The following is a 13,944-nucleotide window of genomic DNA, read 5'->3' as shown; positions in this document are numbered from 1 at the left end:
GCGGGTCAGGCCGGGGCGTCGAGGAGGGGGATCAACTCCTGCTCCTCGTACGTCAGATGGGCTTCGAGGTCGCGGGTGAGGCGCTCGACCTCGGCGCGGGCGGCTGCCGGGTCCTCGTCGGCCAGCGCGCGGCGCAGCTCCGCCACCAGGGCGGCGATCTGCTGGTGCTCCTCGCTCAGGCGTTTGAGTACCGGGTTTGCTTCGGGACGACGGTCGGCGAGGAACGGGAACATCATCGTGTCCTCGCCGGTGTGGTGGTGGTGCAGCCCCTGGCAGAAGGTCAGGCAGTTGACGCGCAGCTGGGCGCCGAGAGTGCCGTTGCCCGCCGCCATCTCCTTGCGGATCAGGGCCAGTTCACGGCGGAAGGCGTCGTGCACCACCTTGATCGCCTCGCCCGGCGAGGAGGCGTTGATCTTCCCCGGGCCGCCGTTGGTGATCGCGCGCAGGGCGACCACCGGGATGACCCGCTCGGTCTTCCTCTGGTACTCCGCCCAGCCGGGGTCGGCCTCCACCGCCCGCGCCCAGGCCTGCTCCCGCTCCTCTCCGGTCAGTACGACGGCCTCGGCCTCGTACGTGAACACACCGCTCTCCACGGTGACCCGGGGGTTGGCGAGGAGGTTGTGGTACCAGTCCGGGTGCTTGGGGGAGCCGCCCGCGGAGGCGATGACCAGGACCCGTTCGCCGCCGTCGGGGAAATAGGCGACGGGATTGGTGTGCGGGTTCCCGGTGCGGGCGCCGGTGGTGGTCAGCAGGAGCAGCCGGCCACCCTCGAAGGGGCCGCCGACGCGGCCGTGATGAGCGCGGAACTCATCGATGACCTGCTGGTTGAAGTCGATGAACTTCTTGTTGTCCTCGTCGGGCATTCTCTTCTTTCTCTGCAGTTGGTGTCTTCCGAAGGATGCGAAGGCGACGCAGAGAAAGTGGCGGGCTTCGCGCCCGCCCTGGCCTCACTCAGAGGCCGGGCACCCGACTCGCTCACGGCACAAGGCCGACCCGGCAGTCATGTACTGGACGATAACGTCCGGCGTATGACTGACGCCATCGAGTTCCGGACCATTCCCACCACCACCCTCGCCGACCTCCTGGGCCGCGGACAGGTCATGGACATCGGGATCCGCCCCCTGTGGGGACCGCACGGCCGGGTGGCCGGACCGGCCTTCACCGTCAGCTGCCCGCCCGGCGACAACCTGATGCTGCACGCGGCCATCCACCGCGCCGGGCGCGGATCGGTCGTCGTCGTGGAGTCCGGAGACCTGGACTGGGCGCTCGCGGGCGGCAACGTCTGCGCCGTCGCCCAGCGGCGGGGCGTCGAGGCCTTCGTGCTGGACGGGCTGATCCGCGACCTCGCCGAGGTGCGTCAGGCACGGTTCCCGGTGTTCGCCCGGGGTGTCATCCCGATCCCGGGCGCCAAGTCGGCCGTACGGCCGCTGGGCGAGCCGGTGACGTGCGGTGGCGTGCGGGTAGAGGCCGGTGACATCGTCGTGGCCGACGAGGAGGGCGTCGTCGCCGTGCCCGCCGCGCGAGGCGACGAGGTGCTCGCGGCGGCCCGGGCCAAGCTCGCGAAGGAGGCCGACGAATCGCTGGACGCGTGGGAGGCGGCCCACCGGGCACGCATCGACAAGATCCTGGCGGAGCAGGGTTTCGAGGGCTGATCCTGTCCCTGATGCTTCTCTTCCTCGACATCGACGGAACGCTGATCCCGTTCGGCTCGGCGCACCCGTATCCCTCGTACGAGCCGCGCTTTCCGCTGCCGCGGGCAGCGGTCGCCGGGCAGCCGCTGCTGGAGCGCATCGACCCCGCGCTCGGCGCGCGGCTGGTCGCGCTGGACTGCGAGCTGGTGTGGGCGACGACGTGGCTGGACGACGCGAACGTGTGCGTGGCGCCCTGGCTTGGCCTGCCCCCGCTGCCCTCGGTGGACTGGCCGGACGAGGACGAGCCGTCGGCGCCGCTGCACTGGAAGACCCGGCCCCTGGTCGCCCGGGCGGCCGGCCGGCCCTTCGTCTGGGTCGACGACGAGATCACCGCCGCCGACCGCACCTGGGTCGCCGCACACCATCGGGCGCCCGCCCTGCTGCACCGGGTCGATCACCGGTACGGGCTCACCGACGCGGACTTCGCCGTACTGGAGGAGTGGCTCAGGGGCCGCCCCGCCGGGAGCTGACGCTCTCTCCGCGCGTGCCTGTCGCTGTCACATTCGCGGACCCCGCGGTGTCTTCATGCCGAACAGGCAACGCACGCACACGGACAGGGAGATCACCATGGCGCTGCGCGTTCCGAAGGCCGAGATCAGCCGTGAGGTCGCCGACAGCATGACCGAGCGGTTCGGTGTCGTACCCGAACCGCTCGAGGCCACCTGGCACAACCCCGCGGTCGCCGAGGCGTCCTCGGAGATGGGGGCCAGGGTGGCCGCCTGGGACGCGGCCGACGAGAGCCTCAAGTCGTTCGCCCACATGGCCGTCGCCGCGCAGGTCGGCTGCGGCTGGTGCCTCGACATCAACTACTTCCAGGCGCGGAACCTGGACCTGGACCTGGCCAAGGCGAGCCAGGTGCCGCGCTGGCGCGAGTCGGACGTGTTCACACCGCTGGAGCGGGACGTCATGGAGTACGCGGAGGCCATGACGAACACGCCGCCGACCGTCACCGACGAGTTGTCCGCCCGCCTGCTGGCCGAACTCGGCGCGGCGGCGCTGGTCGAGCTCACCGGCTGCATCGCCTTCGCCAACCTCGCGACCAGGAGCAACACGGCGCTCGGGGTCAGCTCGCAGGGCTTCTCCGCGGCATGCGAGATCCCGCTGGCGGCGCGGCCGGGTACGCCCGAAGTGACCACGGCATGACCGAGGACCCGTTCGTCGCCCATCGCCGCCTGCTGTTCACGGTCGCCTACGAGATGCTCGGCTCGGCGGCCGACGCGGAGGACGTGCTGCAGGAGTCCTGGCTGCGGTGGGCCGGCGTCGACCGGGCACAGGTGCGTGACCCGCGGGCCTACCTCGTCCGGATCGTGACCCGGCAGGCGCTCAACCGCCTGCGCACCGTGTCGCGCAGCCGCGAGGAGTACGTCGGCGAGTGGCTCCCCGAGCCGCTGCTGACCAGCCCGGACGTCGCCGAGGACGTCGAACTCGCGGAGAGCGTCTCGATCGCGATGCTGACCGTCCTCGAAACCCTCGGGCCGACGGAACGGGCGGTGTTCGTGCTGCGCGAGGTCTTCGAGCTGCCGTACGGCGAGATCGCCGAGGCGACGGGCAGGTCCGCGGCCGCGGTGCGGCAGATCGCACGGCGGGCCCGCGAGCGCGTGGCGGCCCGGCGCCCGCGGGTGCGGGTCAGCCGGTCCGAGCAGCAGGCCGTGGTGGAACGGTTCCTGGCCGCGCTGCGGACCGGGCAGCTGCAGGAGCTGCTGGAACTCCTGGCACCGGACGTCGTCATGATCGCCGACGGCGGCGGGATCGTGGCGGCGGCTCTGGCTCCGGTCCACGGCGCCCAGGTGGTGGCCGAGCTGCTGGCGGGCGCGAACCGCAAGGTGGCGGCGCTCACGGCGACGACCGTATGGCTCAACGGCGCGCCCGCCGGCCGTATCGACTTCGACGGCGAACCGTCCACGGTGAGCCTCACGGTGGACAACGGCCGGGTCACCCGGATCTACGTGGTGAGAAACCCGCGCAAGCTGACCCGGCTGGACACACCGGCCGAGCTCGCGCGGTAGCCGTCGTGCACCCGACAGCCGTGGTGCACCCGACCGAGTGGCGTGGCGCACTATTGCAAGCAGCTGCTTGCAATAGTTAGCGAGGGTGGTGCAAGGTGGAGGCATGGCATCGCTCAACGTCGGCAATCTCGGCGAGTACCTGCGCGAGCAGCGGCGCACCGCGCAGCTGTCGCTCAGGCAGCTCGCCGACGCCGCCGGGGTGTCCAATCCGTATCTGAGCCAGATCGAGCGCGGGCTGCGCAAGCCGAGCGCGGAGGTGTTGCAGCAGGTCGCCAAGGCGCTGCGGATCTCCGCCGAGACGCTGTACGTCCGCGCCGGCATCCTCGACGCCGAGCGGGACCGGGACGAGGTGGAGACGCGCGCCGTCATCCTCGCCGACCCCACGCTGAACGAGCGGCAGAAGCAGGTGCTGCTCCAGATCTACGAGTCCTTCCGCAAGGAGAACGGGCTGGGGATCACCAGTACGGCGGACGAGGTGATCGAGGCACCCCCAGAGGCCGGCGCGGTGATCCTGTCCGCCGAGCCCGGCCAGGGCGCCACGGACACCCAGGACGCTCAGGACACCGACACCGCGATACGCCGCCCCCGCGAGGACGACGGCGAGCAGACCGGTGAGCGCCGTACCCGCAAGACCCGCACGGCCGGCGGACGCAGGTCCGCCACGCGCCGCACCCGCACGTCCGACGGCAACGATGCCGAACCGCACGACCCGCAGCGGCCCACCGGTTGAGCAGACCGGCCACGCTGCCCGCGGGAACCAAAACCCTCAGCTGCAAGCGACCCGGGAGGACCATCACCATGGCCATCACCGACGACCTCCGTAAGACCCTCAGCGACCCGACGCCGCTCTACTTCGCCGCGGGCACCGCCGACCTGGCCCTTCAGCAGGCCAAGAAGGTGCCCGGCCTCGTGGAGCAGCTGCGCGCCGAGGCCCCGGCCCGTTTCGAGGCCGTCCGCACCACCGACCCGAAGGCCGTCCAGGAGAAGGCCCAGGCCCGTGCCAAGGAGGCCGGCGCCAAGGTCAAGGAGACCCAGGAGAACCTCCAGGCCAAGGTCACCGAGTTCCTGGCGACCCTCGACGGTGACATCAAGAAGCTCGGCTCCACCATCGACGCCGACCTGAAGAAGCTCGGCGAGTCGGCCCAGGACCTCGCGCTGCGCGGTGTCGGCGTCGCCGCCGAGTACGCCGTGAAGGCCCGCGAGACCTACGAGAAGGTCGCCGAGCACGGCGAGCAGGCCGTGAAGACCTGGCGCGGCGAGGCTGCCGAGGAGATCGAGGAGCTCGCCGTCGCCGTCGAGCCGAAGGCCGAGCCGGTCACGGTCAAGGAAGACGCCGCCAAGCCGGCCGAGCCCACGGCCGCCGCCGCTCCGGCGAAGAAGCCCGTCGCCAAGAAGGCGCCGGCCCGCAAGACCACCACCGCGAAGAAGACGACGCCGCCCGCGAAGTAACCCGGACGGGTGATCGGTAACGGGTCGGGCACTCCTGGAGCGCCCGGCCCGTTGTGCGGGTAGCCGGTGTTCGGGAACGGGTACGGTGACCGCGTAGGGACAAGCCGAGTCGGGTGGTGGACGTAGTGCTGATGCAGGGATTCGCAGGGTTGATGTGGCTGCTGAGCATGGCCCTGATCCTTTTCAGCGGTTTCGCGCTGTTCGACGCGGCCATCCGCCGCGAGGACGGCTACCGAGCGGTCGGCAAGCAGACAAAGCCGTTCTGGCTGATCATCCTCGCCATCGCCTTCGTGGTGAACCTCATCTTCCCGATCCTGTCGTTCCTGCCCGCCATAGGCCTGGTCGCCAGCATCGTCTACATGGTCGACGTCCGCCCGGCCCTCCGAGGCCTCGCAGGCGGCGGCCGCAACCACAGGGGCTCCAGCAGCGACGGCCCTTACGGCCCGTACAACGGCGGCCGCTGACAACCGCCGGTCAGGGGAGCGCCCGAAGGGGCGCGGGGAACTGCGCGAACAGCCACAACGGACCCGCAGTCGGCATACAACAAACCCCACAACGGCGAGTTACCGCTCAGACCCCCGGTCCAGCAGCAGCACTGCAACATCATCCGTCAGCTCGCCCCCATTGAGCGCGCGAACCTCGTTCACGGCAGCCCGCAGCAACGCCTCACCCCGCAACCCCTCCGCCAACTGCCGCCGGACCATCTCCACCATCCCGTCCTGCCCCAGCCGCTCAAGGCGCCCCTCCCCGATCCGCCCTTCGATCAGCCCGTCGGTGTAGAGCATCAGGCTCCACTCCCGCCCCAACTCGACCTGCATCCGAGGCCACCGCGCCCCCGGCAGCAGCCCCAGGGCCGGCCCGTTGTTGTCGTAGGGCAGCAGCTTCGCCTTCCGTCCGGGCCGCGCGATCAGCGGCGACGGGTGCCCGGCCAGGCAGAGCCCGGCCCGCCGCCCGTCCGGCGAGATGTCCACCGTGCAGAGCGTCGCGAAGATCTCGTCGTCGGACCGCTCGTGCTCCAGCACCTGCTGCAGCGTCCCGAGCAGTTCGTCACCGCACAGCCCCGCCAGGGTCAGCGCGCGCCAGGCGATCCTCAGCTCCACGCCGAGCGCCGCCTCGTCCGGGCCGTGCCCGCAGACGTCGCCGATCATGGCGTGCACGGTGCCGTCCGGCGTCCGTACGACGTCGTAGAAGTCACCCCCGAGCAGCGCGCGCGACCGCCCCGGCCGGTACCGGGCGGCGAACCGCAGCGACGACCCCTCCAGCAGCGGCGTAGGGAGCAGTCCCCGCTCCAGACGCCGGTTCTCCTGTGCCCGCACCCGGCCCTCGGCGAGCCGCCGCTCGGCCGTGTCGGAACGTTTCCGCTCCACGGCGTAGCGGATCGCCCGGCTCAGTAGCCGGCCGTCCAGTTCGTCCCGGAAGAGGTAGTCCTGGGCGCCGACCCGCACGGCCTCGGCGCCGCGCTCGGCGTCGCCGGACGCGGTGAGCGCGAGGACGGCGTGCCGGGGCGCGAGCTCCAGTACGTGCTTGAGCACGGCGAGCTCGTCGTCGTCATCGCTGCGGCCGGGGGCCGGCAGCGCGAGGTCCAGCAGGATGCAGTGGACGTCGTCGGTCAGCAGCCGCGCGGCCTCGGTGAGGTTGCGGGCGGTGCGGACGCGGATCGGACGGCCGGCCGAGTCCTGCAGCTCGGGTATGACGGTGGAGCCGCCGGGATCGTCCTCGATCAGCAGCAGCGTCAGGTTCGTGGTGGTGGCGGCGTTCTTGTCGACCGTGGCTTCCTTGCGCGGGGTCTGGTCCGTGGAGGTGCCGCCTTGTTGCGCGGCCTGCGCCTGACCACTCTCCGCGGCCGGGATCGCTCTCTGCCGCGGTATGGGTACGGGCATCTTGTTGAGTTCCTTCCCTCCCCCCGAGGGCACGAGGAGCGAGAGATCTCGATCCACCGACGGGGACCATAGCGGGTGCCGGCGCCGTAAAGGAATGGCGTGAGACACGCTGCTTGGCCAGGCGCCAATGTCATATGCCGCGATTGGTATCGCAGTTGGACAGGAGGGACGGGGGCCAGGAATGACCAACGTCACGTCCACCGTGGGTTTGCCGGGGCGTTCAGCGTGCAGTGGGTCACGTGACGGGGTTCACGGCAGCGCCCCGAAGGGGCGCGGGGAACTGCGCGACAAGCCACGACGACGCCGCAGACAAAACACGACCCAAGGCCGCACAACCCGCGGAGCGTCACGCGTCGGGCCGCACCACCCCGAGGATCGGCATCGACCCCGCCCCCGTGATCGTCACCGTCCGCCCAGGCCGCGGGGCGTGCACGATCGCGCCGTCGCCGATGTACATCCCGACATGGCTGGCGTCGTCGAAGTAGATGATGAGGTCGCCGGGCCGCATGTCCTTGATGTCGACGTGCGGCAGCTGCTTCCACTGCTCCTGCGAGGTGCGTGGAATGGGGTGCCCCGCAGCCGCCCAGGCCTGTGAGGTCAGCCCCGAGCAGTCGTAGGTCTTCGGGCCCTCGGCGCCCCATTCGTACGGCTTTCCGATCTGCGCCGTGGCGTATGCGACCGCCTTCTTGCCGAGCTCGGACGCCTTGCCGTTGATCTCGTCGAGGATCCCGGAGTCGAGCCAGGCGGTCTGCGCCTGGAGGGCGGCGTCCTGCTCCAGCTGGGCGAGGCGCTCCTTCTCCTTCTTCTCCAGCCGGTTCTCGAGCTTCTCGGCGGCCGCGATCTGCTGCTTGATCTTCTTCCGGGCGGCGTCCTTCGCCTTGCGGTTCGCCTCCAGCTTGTTCCACTGGTCGGCGGCGTCCGCGGCGTACTGCTTCAAGTCCTGCTGGGTGCGGGTCATTTCCGTGATCAGGCCCTTGGTCGCGCGCTCGCCCTCCAGTACCTGGCCCGCGCCGTCGAGGAACTGCTGCGGGTTGTCGCTGAGCAGCAGCTGGGCCTCGTCGGGCAGTCCGCCGGTGCGGTACTGGGCGGCGGCCGCGGCGCCCGCCCGCTGCTTCAACTCGTCCAGCTTCTGCTGCCCCTTGACGATCTTCTGCGCCAGGTCGACGATCGCGGCGGACTGCTGCTTGGTCTTCTCCTCGGCCGCGTTGTACGCGTCCGTGGCGACGGCGGCGTCGTGGTAGAGCTGGTCGAGCTTCTCGCGGATCGCCTCAAGGTCCTTGCTCGGCGCGGGAGTCGCGGACGCGGACGGGTCCGGCGAGGGAGAGGCGGTGGGGGAGGGCGTCCGGCCGGCATTCGCGAACGCCGTTCCCGGCGCCGCCAGCACGGTGACCGCGCAGACCACGGTCACGGCCATCGCGACGAGGCCGCGCTTGCCCGTACCCATACCGCTACCCCCAAACCTGATTTACCGTCAGTAACTTACGGCGTCTGGGGGATCGTGCCACGCCGACGCGCAAAGCGACAGAGCCGCACGCACGTCGGATTTCCCCCTCCCTGCTGCCCTACGCGATCTCCCCGCCTTTGTGACGAACGACTCATGGAGATCGTTCCCCGCAGGTCAGGGGTGGCGGCCGGTCAGCCGCGGGGCGCCAACGCCTCCCAGGTCACCGTCACTTCACCCTGCCGCCACCGCCCGGCCCCGTCCGTCACCGGCCAGTCGGCCGTCAGGTCCCGCACCGCACGGATCCAGCGCTGGCGGGCGCCGTAGGAGGCGTAGGGCGCGGCGGCGGACCAGGCGCGGTCGAAGTCGCGCAGGAAGGCGTGCACGGGTTCGCCGGGGACATTGCGGTGGATGAGCGCCTTGGGGAGGCGTTCGGCGAGGTCCGAGGGCCGGTCCAGGGAGCCGAGCCGGGTCGCGAAGGTGACCGTCCGCGGCCCCTCGGGCCCGAGCGCGACCCACACGTGCCGGCGCCCGATCTCGTCGCAGGTCCCCTCGACGAGCAGCCCGCCGCGGGAGTGCGCGGTCGCCGGGGCCAGCCGGGCGCACAGCCGCTGCCACACGGCGGCGACCTCGGACTCGTCGTACTGGCGCAGGACGTTGGCCGCGCGGACGAGATGCGGCCGCTGGGGGAGGGGGATCTCGAACCCGCCGTGCCGGAAGGCGAGCCCGTCGCGCTCGTACGGCTTGGCCGCCGTCACCCGGGCCGGTTCGATCTCGACGCCGACCACGCGGGTGCGGGGCGCCGCCGTGCGGAGCCGGGTGAGGAGTTCGACGGCCGTCCAGGGCGCGGCGCCGTAGCCGAGGTCGACGGCGACGGGATCGGCGGCGCGGCGCAGCTCGGCGCCGTGCGTGGCCGCGATCCAGCGGTCCATGCGGCGCAGCCGGTTGGGATTGGTCGTCCCGCGCGTCACGGTTCCCACAGGGCGGGGCGTGGCGCGGGAAGTCATGCCTACGAGGGTATGCGGACGGTTCGCGGCCCCACGCACCCGAGTGTCGAACGGTTGAGCGATCCCCGGTAATGCCTCGGCAAAATCGCCGCCGCCGGGGATGGGAACGCCTCCCTGCAATGTTGCTTCCCTTGGAGGGCGCCCCACACCCTCCCCCAGGCATGCCCGCACAAGGAGGAACGCCACGTGAGCCAGTACGTCAACAGGCTCGGGCGACGCTCCCAGGCAACGCCCCCGCGGCTGAGGCTGCACCGCCGCCCCCGCCGCGTCGCCATGCTCTCCGTGCACACCTCACCGCTCCACCAGCCCGGCACGGGCGACGCCGGTGGCATGAACGTCTACATCGTGGAACTCGCGCAGCGCCTCGCCGCGATCAACATCGAGGTCGAGATCTTCACGCGCGCGACCACGGCCGCCCTCCCCCCGACCGTCGAGCTGGCCCCGGGCGTCCTCGTCCGCCATGTCGACGCGGGCCCGTACGAGGGCCTGGCCAAGGAGGAGCTGCCCGCGCAGCTGTGCGCCTTCACGCACGGCGTGATGCAGGCCTGGGCGGGCAACCGCCCCGGCTACTACGACCTCGTGCACTCCCACTACTGGCTCTCCGGCCACGTCGGCTGGCTCGCCGCCCAGCGCTGGGGCGCCCCCCTGGTCCACGCCATGCACACCATGGCCAAGGTGAAGAACGCCAACCTGGCCGACGGTGACACCCCCGAGCCCGCCGCCCGCGTGATCGGCGAGACCCAGATCGTCGAGGCGGCCGACCGTCTCATCGCGAACACCGCCGAGGAAGCCGACGAGCTGGTACGGCACTACTCGGCCGACCCCGGCAAGGTCGCCGTGGTCCACCCGGGTGTCAACCTGGACCGCTTCTGCCCGGCCGACGGCCGCGCCGCCGCCCGCGCCCGCCTCGATCTCCCGCAGGACGCCCTGGTCCCCCTCTTCGCGGGCCGCATCCAGCCCCTGAAGGCCCCGGACGTGCTCCTGCGCGCGGTCGCCGTCCTCCTCGACGAGCGCCCCGAGCTGCGCTCCCGCATCGTCGTGCCGATCGTCGGCGGCCCCAGCGGCAGTGGCCTCGCCAAGCCCGAGGGCCTGCAGAAACTGGCCGCCCGCCTGGGCATCGCGGACGTGGTGCGTTTCCGTCCGCCGGTCGGTCAGGACCAGCTCGCGGACTGGTTCCGGGCCGCCTCCGTCCTCGTCATGCCGTCCTACAGCGAGTCCTTCGGCCTGGTCGCGATCGAGGCGCAGGCGGCCGGCACCCCGGTGCTCGCGGCCTCGGTCGGCGGACTGCCGGTGGCCGTGAGCGACCGGGAGACGGGTTTCCTCGTACAGGGCCACCATCCGGCCGACTACGCGCGCGTGCTGTCCGCATTCGCCGACGACCCGACGCTCCCGTCCCGCATGGGCGCGGCCGCCGCCCGGCACGCGCAGTCCTTCGGCTGGGACACCGCGGCCGCCGCGACGGCGGACGTGTACACGGCCGCGATGCAGTCGCACCGGCGTCGCGTACGCTCCCACCATGGCTGATGCAGAGAAAGCGGCCCAGGTGATCGAGGGTGTCCTGAAGGACGCCGAGCTCGAATGGGAGAGCCCCGCCCCCGGCAACTACGTCGTACAGCTCCCCGGCACCAGAAAGCTGAAGACGACCGTCTCCCTCCTCGTCGGCCGCCACTCCCTCTCCCTCAACGCCTTCGTCATCCGCCACCCCGACGAGAACGAGCCGGGCGTCCACCGCTGGCTGCTGGAACGCAACCTCAAGCTGTACGGCGTGAGTTACGCCGTCGACCAGCTCGGCGACATCTACGTCGCGGGCAAGCTCCCGCTCTCCGCCGTCACCCCCGAGGAGATCGACCGCCTCCTCGGCCAGGTCCTGGAGGCGGCGGACGGCAGCTTCAACACCCTCCTGGAACTCGGCTTCGCGTCCGCGATCCGCAAGGAGTACGCGTGGCGGGTGGCGCGGGGCGAATCGACGCGGAATCTGGACGCGTTCACGCATCTGACCCAGCGCTCTGCTGAATAACTCCCGCACATCCCCTTTCCGACCACAGCCGCTCGTGGCATGCTCACGGCCGACGCAGATCTGAACGTCGTTCATATCCATGAAGAGTCGCATGGAAAGGACGTACGGAATGAGCACGGCGCACCAGGGCATGACCAGACGGAGCCTCCTCGCCGGCGCCACCGCTGTGGCCGCCGCCGCGGCGACCGGCACACCCGCCTCCGCCGCCCCCACCGGCAACCAAGTCCCCCGCATCTGGCGGGAGTTCACCCGCACTCCCTTCACCCACCCGCAGATCCCGTACGTCGGCCGGTCCGGCTTCCTGCGCGGGGCGGCGCGCTTCCCCCGCCGTCCCGCCGCGGCCGACATACGCGACTACGGCGCCGAGGCGGACGGTTCGACCGACTGCGCCCCCGCGATCAACCGCGCCCTCGCCGCCGCCGGGAGCGCCGGGGGCGGCACGGTCACCATCCCGCCGGGGACCTTCCGCATCGACGGCCTCATCCACATCGGGTACGACAACGTCGTACTGCGCGGCGCCGGGAGCGGCCGTACGACGCTGTACGCGACGAAAAGCCTCACCGAGCTGATCGGCGTCTACGGGTCCCGATACGGCGGCACCAAGTCGGCCTGGTCCTGGGCGGGCGGACTGATCTGGCTGGCCCCACAGGCCCGTTGGGAATCGCTGGTCGCCGCCATCAGGGCCCAGGCCTGGCCCTTCGAGGGCTGGACCGGCAACAGGCGGGACGAGTGGGAGCCCTTGACGACCGTGGAGCCCGCGCGGCAAGGGGACTGGACGGTGACGGTCGCCGACCCGTCACGGCTGCGCCCCGGCCGCCTGGTCCTCCTGCGCATCGCCGACGACGCCGGCCACACCCTCCTCCAGCACATGTCGGGCGGCGGCCCCGGCCCGGCGGCGTACTACTGGCAGGACAAGACCAAGCTCCTGTCGTACGTCCCCTACGAGTGGCCGGTCCGGGTGGCCCGCGTCCGCGGCCGCAGGGTCACGCTGGAGCGCCCGCTCCCGCTCGACCTGCGCCCCGAATGGGACCCCCAATTCACCACACACGTAAGGGAGCTGACCGGATCCGGCGTCGAAGGCCTCACCCTCGACGTCATGGACACCCCCCAGTCGCCGCACCTCCTCGACAAGGGCTACAACGGCGTCGCGCTGCAGTGCGCGTACGACTGCTGGGTGGACGACGTGACCGTGCGCAACGTCGACAACGGGTTCGGCCTGGTCGCCGCGTCCTCCTGCACCCTGCGCCGCACCAGGGTCGGCGGCCGCGGCGAACACCACCCCTACTTCTGCCGTGAGGGCTCGCACGACAACCTGGTCGAGGACTTCACGATCGAACAGCGCACGGTCCCGGCCCCGGAGGGGACACAGCTGCACGGCATCAACGTCGAGGGCCTGTCCTCCTACAACGTCTGGTCACGCGGCGATATGCAGATGGGCACCTTCGACTCCCACCGGGGCCTGCCCTTCGCGAACGTCCGCACCGACATCACCGTCTTCAACAACGGCCGCCACGGCGGCGACGCGAACGCGGGCCCCCTCTACGGCGCCCGCTTCACCCACTGGAACGTCCGCGTGTCGAACGGCAGGGCGGGCCTGGTGAAGATCGACGGACTCGCGCCGTACTCCGCGACCGTCGGCGTCAACGAGGTCACGGAGTTCGACCAGATGGACGTACCGGACTTCACCGGGGACCTGCATGCGCGGCTGGAGCTGTATCCCACGACGAACGAGGTCCGGCCGCGGAATCTGTACCAGGCTCAACGGGAGCTGTGACCAAGGCGCGGCGCAGGGTGTCGTACCCGATGAAGTCGAACATGCGCTGTCCGGGCTTCAGCGGCTGGGGTTCACCGGCGAACCGGTGGGCCCCGACGCCGTAGCCGAGGCTGGGGTCGGACACCCACAGCCGCTCGAAGCCCCGCTCCTCCAGCCATGCGCAGATCTGGGGCACCAGGTCGGGCTCGAAGTGCCGGGTGCGGGTCCATACGACAGTGCCGCCGGGCCGGCAGAGTTGCGTGAGGTGGTCGACCGTCCGCTCGACGTCGGCGTCGACCAGGTTGCCGAGGACCCCGCAGACGAGGACGAGGTCGGCGGGCGCGAGCGGGGCGTAGTGGTCGGTCAGCGAGGCGTCCCCGGCGAGGACTTCGACGTCCGGCAGTTCCGCGGCCCGCGCCGCGGCCCGTGCCGCCGTGACGTTCCGCTCGTCCAGCTCGACCAGCCGGGCCCGGACGTCGGCCCGTCGGGGGTGGTCGTGGAGCGCACCGATCAGGTCGCGGCCCTGGCCGGCGCAGAGGCTGACCGCGGTGAGCGGGCCGGGCGGGGCCTCGTCGAGGGCGAGCCGGATGCGTTCCTGGACGAGGGCCAGGCGCCGGCCGAGATAGGAGTCGGGTGAGTCGTACGCTTCGTGCCACTCATGCCAGTCCATGAGCCGGACGATATGGCCGCGGGCCTCGCA

General features: G+C 71.3%; 15 protein-coding genes. 10 read left to right on the top strand and 5 right to left on the bottom strand.

Annotation, left to right across the window (positions count from 1 at the left end; translation table 11 throughout):
* Positions 1-5 precede the first annotated feature (5 nt).
* Positions 6-863: a nitroreductase/quinone reductase family protein gene (locus tag ACFY1U_RS30345; protein WP_390697303.1), complete on the bottom strand. Its 858-nt coding sequence runs from the start codon at positions 861-863 to the stop codon at positions 6-8.
* A gap of 165 nt (positions 864-1,028) precedes the next feature.
* Between ACFY1U_RS30345 and ACFY1U_RS30340 the strand changes: the two genes are divergently transcribed.
* The 7 genes from ACFY1U_RS30340 (at position 1,029) to ACFY1U_RS30310 (ending at position 5,610) form a co-directional block, all read left to right on the top strand.
* On the top strand, positions 1,029-1,652 hold the full coding sequence (locus tag ACFY1U_RS30340; protein WP_390697302.1) for an RraA family protein: 624 nt from the start codon (positions 1,029-1,031) through the stop codon (positions 1,650-1,652).
* An 11-nt stretch (positions 1,653-1,663) separates the two neighbouring features.
* Positions 1,664-2,161 carry an HAD domain-containing protein gene (locus ACFY1U_RS30335; RefSeq protein ID WP_390697301.1) on the top strand — a complete coding sequence of 166 codons (498 nt, stop codon included), beginning with the start codon at positions 1,664-1,666 and terminating at the stop codon, positions 2,159-2,161.
* Between the two features lie 97 nt (positions 2,162-2,258).
* Positions 2,259-2,834 (top strand): carboxymuconolactone decarboxylase family protein, encoded by a 576-nt coding sequence (locus tag ACFY1U_RS30330; protein ID WP_390697405.1) that lies wholly within the window; start codon positions 2,259-2,261, stop codon positions 2,832-2,834.
* Positions 2,831-3,697 (top strand): RNA polymerase sigma-70 factor, encoded by an 867-nt coding sequence (locus ACFY1U_RS30325; protein WP_390697300.1) that lies wholly within the window; start codon positions 2,831-2,833, stop codon positions 3,695-3,697. Before ACFY1U_RS30330 ends, ACFY1U_RS30325 begins: the two co-directional genes overlap by 4 nt.
* A 103-nt stretch (positions 3,698-3,800) precedes the next feature.
* Complete coding sequence (locus ACFY1U_RS30320) at positions 3,801-4,427, top strand: helix-turn-helix domain-containing protein (RefSeq protein WP_390697299.1); 627 nt, start codon at positions 3,801-3,803, stop codon at positions 4,425-4,427.
* A gap of 68 nt (positions 4,428-4,495) precedes the next feature.
* Positions 4,496-5,146, top strand: a complete 651-nt coding sequence (locus tag ACFY1U_RS30315) for a hypothetical protein (RefSeq protein WP_390697298.1) — start codon at positions 4,496-4,498, stop codon at positions 5,144-5,146.
* Positions 5,147-5,277: 131 nt separating this feature from the next.
* A complete protein-coding gene (locus tag ACFY1U_RS30310; RefSeq protein ID WP_390697297.1) occupies positions 5,278-5,610 on the top strand; it encodes a DUF2516 family protein in 333 nt (110 codons plus the stop codon).
* 99 nt (positions 5,611-5,709) lie between these two features.
* Here the strand turns inward: ACFY1U_RS30310 and ACFY1U_RS30305 are convergent, their stop codons facing one another.
* The 3 genes from ACFY1U_RS30305 to ACFY1U_RS30295 all read right to left on the bottom strand — a co-directional run bounded on the left by ACFY1U_RS30305 (position 5,710) and on the right by ACFY1U_RS30295 (position 9,474).
* Positions 5,710-7,026 carry a PP2C family protein-serine/threonine phosphatase gene (locus ACFY1U_RS30305; RefSeq protein WP_390697296.1) on the bottom strand — a complete coding sequence of 439 codons (1,317 nt, stop codon included), beginning with the start codon at positions 7,024-7,026 and terminating at the stop codon, positions 5,710-5,712.
* Between the two features lie 346 nt (positions 7,027-7,372).
* Entirely contained in the window at positions 7,373-8,470 is a 1,098-nt protein-coding gene (locus ACFY1U_RS30300) for an NlpC/P60 family protein (protein ID WP_390697295.1), read from the bottom strand.
* Between the two features lie 191 nt (positions 8,471-8,661).
* Positions 8,662-9,474, bottom strand: a complete 813-nt coding sequence (locus tag ACFY1U_RS30295; RefSeq protein ID WP_390697294.1) for a class I SAM-dependent methyltransferase — start codon at positions 9,472-9,474, stop codon at positions 8,662-8,664.
* Between the two features lie 186 nt (positions 9,475-9,660).
* On the opposite strand from ACFY1U_RS30295, the gene mshA reads away from it, so the two are divergent.
* The 3 genes from mshA to ACFY1U_RS30280 all read left to right on the top strand — a co-directional run bounded on the left by mshA (position 9,661) and on the right by ACFY1U_RS30280 (position 13,265).
* Positions 9,661-10,998: a D-inositol-3-phosphate glycosyltransferase gene (gene mshA, locus ACFY1U_RS30290; RefSeq protein ID WP_390697293.1), complete on the top strand. Its 1,338-nt coding sequence runs from the start codon at positions 9,661-9,663 to the stop codon at positions 10,996-10,998.
* Complete coding sequence (locus ACFY1U_RS30285) at positions 10,991-11,491, top strand: YbjN domain-containing protein (protein WP_390697292.1); 501 nt, start codon at positions 10,991-10,993, stop codon at positions 11,489-11,491. Before mshA ends, ACFY1U_RS30285 begins: the two co-directional genes overlap by 8 nt.
* Before the next feature lie 109 nt (positions 11,492-11,600).
* Positions 11,601-13,265, top strand: a complete 1,665-nt coding sequence (locus ACFY1U_RS30280) for a glycosyl hydrolase family 28-related protein (RefSeq protein WP_390697291.1) — start codon at positions 11,601-11,603, stop codon at positions 13,263-13,265.
* Here ACFY1U_RS30280 and ACFY1U_RS30275 read toward each other — a convergent pair.
* Entirely contained in the window at positions 13,174-13,914 is a 741-nt protein-coding gene (locus ACFY1U_RS30275; protein WP_390697290.1) for a methyltransferase domain-containing protein, read from the bottom strand. The genes ACFY1U_RS30280 and ACFY1U_RS30275 overlap by 92 nt on opposite strands.
* Positions 13,915-13,944 lie beyond the last annotated feature (30 nt).

The organism is Streptomyces sp. NPDC001351 (genome assembly GCF_042896045.1).
Taxonomy (GTDB): Bacteria; Actinomycetota; Actinomycetes; order Streptomycetales; family Streptomycetaceae; genus Streptomyces.
This window is presented reverse-complemented; position numbering and strand designations above follow the sequence as displayed.

Coding starts and splice junctions, on each gene's coding strand:
- ACFY1U_RS30345 (WP_390697303.1), bottom strand. CDS start 863: ATGCCCGACGAGGACAACAAGAAGTTCATCGACTTCAACCAGCAGGTC.
- ACFY1U_RS30340 (WP_390697302.1), top strand. CDS start 1,029: ATGACTGACGCCATCGAGTTCCGGACCATTCCCACCACCACCCTCGCC.
- ACFY1U_RS30335 (WP_390697301.1), top strand. CDS start 1,664: ATGCTTCTCTTCCTCGACATCGACGGAACGCTGATCCCGTTCGGCTCG.
- ACFY1U_RS30330 (WP_390697405.1), top strand. CDS start 2,259: ATGGCGCTGCGCGTTCCGAAGGCCGAGATCAGCCGTGAGGTCGCCGAC.
- ACFY1U_RS30325 (WP_390697300.1), top strand. CDS start 2,831: ATGACCGAGGACCCGTTCGTCGCCCATCGCCGCCTGCTGTTCACGGTC.
- ACFY1U_RS30320 (WP_390697299.1), top strand. CDS start 3,801: ATGGCATCGCTCAACGTCGGCAATCTCGGCGAGTACCTGCGCGAGCAG.
- ACFY1U_RS30315 (WP_390697298.1), top strand. CDS start 4,496: ATGGCCATCACCGACGACCTCCGTAAGACCCTCAGCGACCCGACGCCG.
- ACFY1U_RS30310 (WP_390697297.1), top strand. CDS start 5,278: ATGCAGGGATTCGCAGGGTTGATGTGGCTGCTGAGCATGGCCCTGATC.
- ACFY1U_RS30305 (WP_390697296.1), bottom strand. CDS start 7,026: ATGCCCGTACCCATACCGCGGCAGAGAGCGATCCCGGCCGCGGAGAGT.
- ACFY1U_RS30300 (WP_390697295.1), bottom strand. CDS start 8,470: ATGGGTACGGGCAAGCGCGGCCTCGTCGCGATGGCCGTGACCGTGGTC.
- ACFY1U_RS30295 (WP_390697294.1), bottom strand. CDS start 9,474: ATGACTTCCCGCGCCACGCCCCGCCCTGTGGGAACCGTGACGCGCGGG.
- ACFY1U_RS30285 (WP_390697292.1), top strand. CDS start 10,991: ATGGCTGATGCAGAGAAAGCGGCCCAGGTGATCGAGGGTGTCCTGAAG.
- ACFY1U_RS30280 (WP_390697291.1), top strand. CDS start 11,601: ATGAGCACGGCGCACCAGGGCATGACCAGACGGAGCCTCCTCGCCGGC.
- ACFY1U_RS30275 (WP_390697290.1), bottom strand. CDS start 13,914: ATGGACTGGCATGAGTGGCACGAAGCGTACGACTCACCCGACTCCTAT.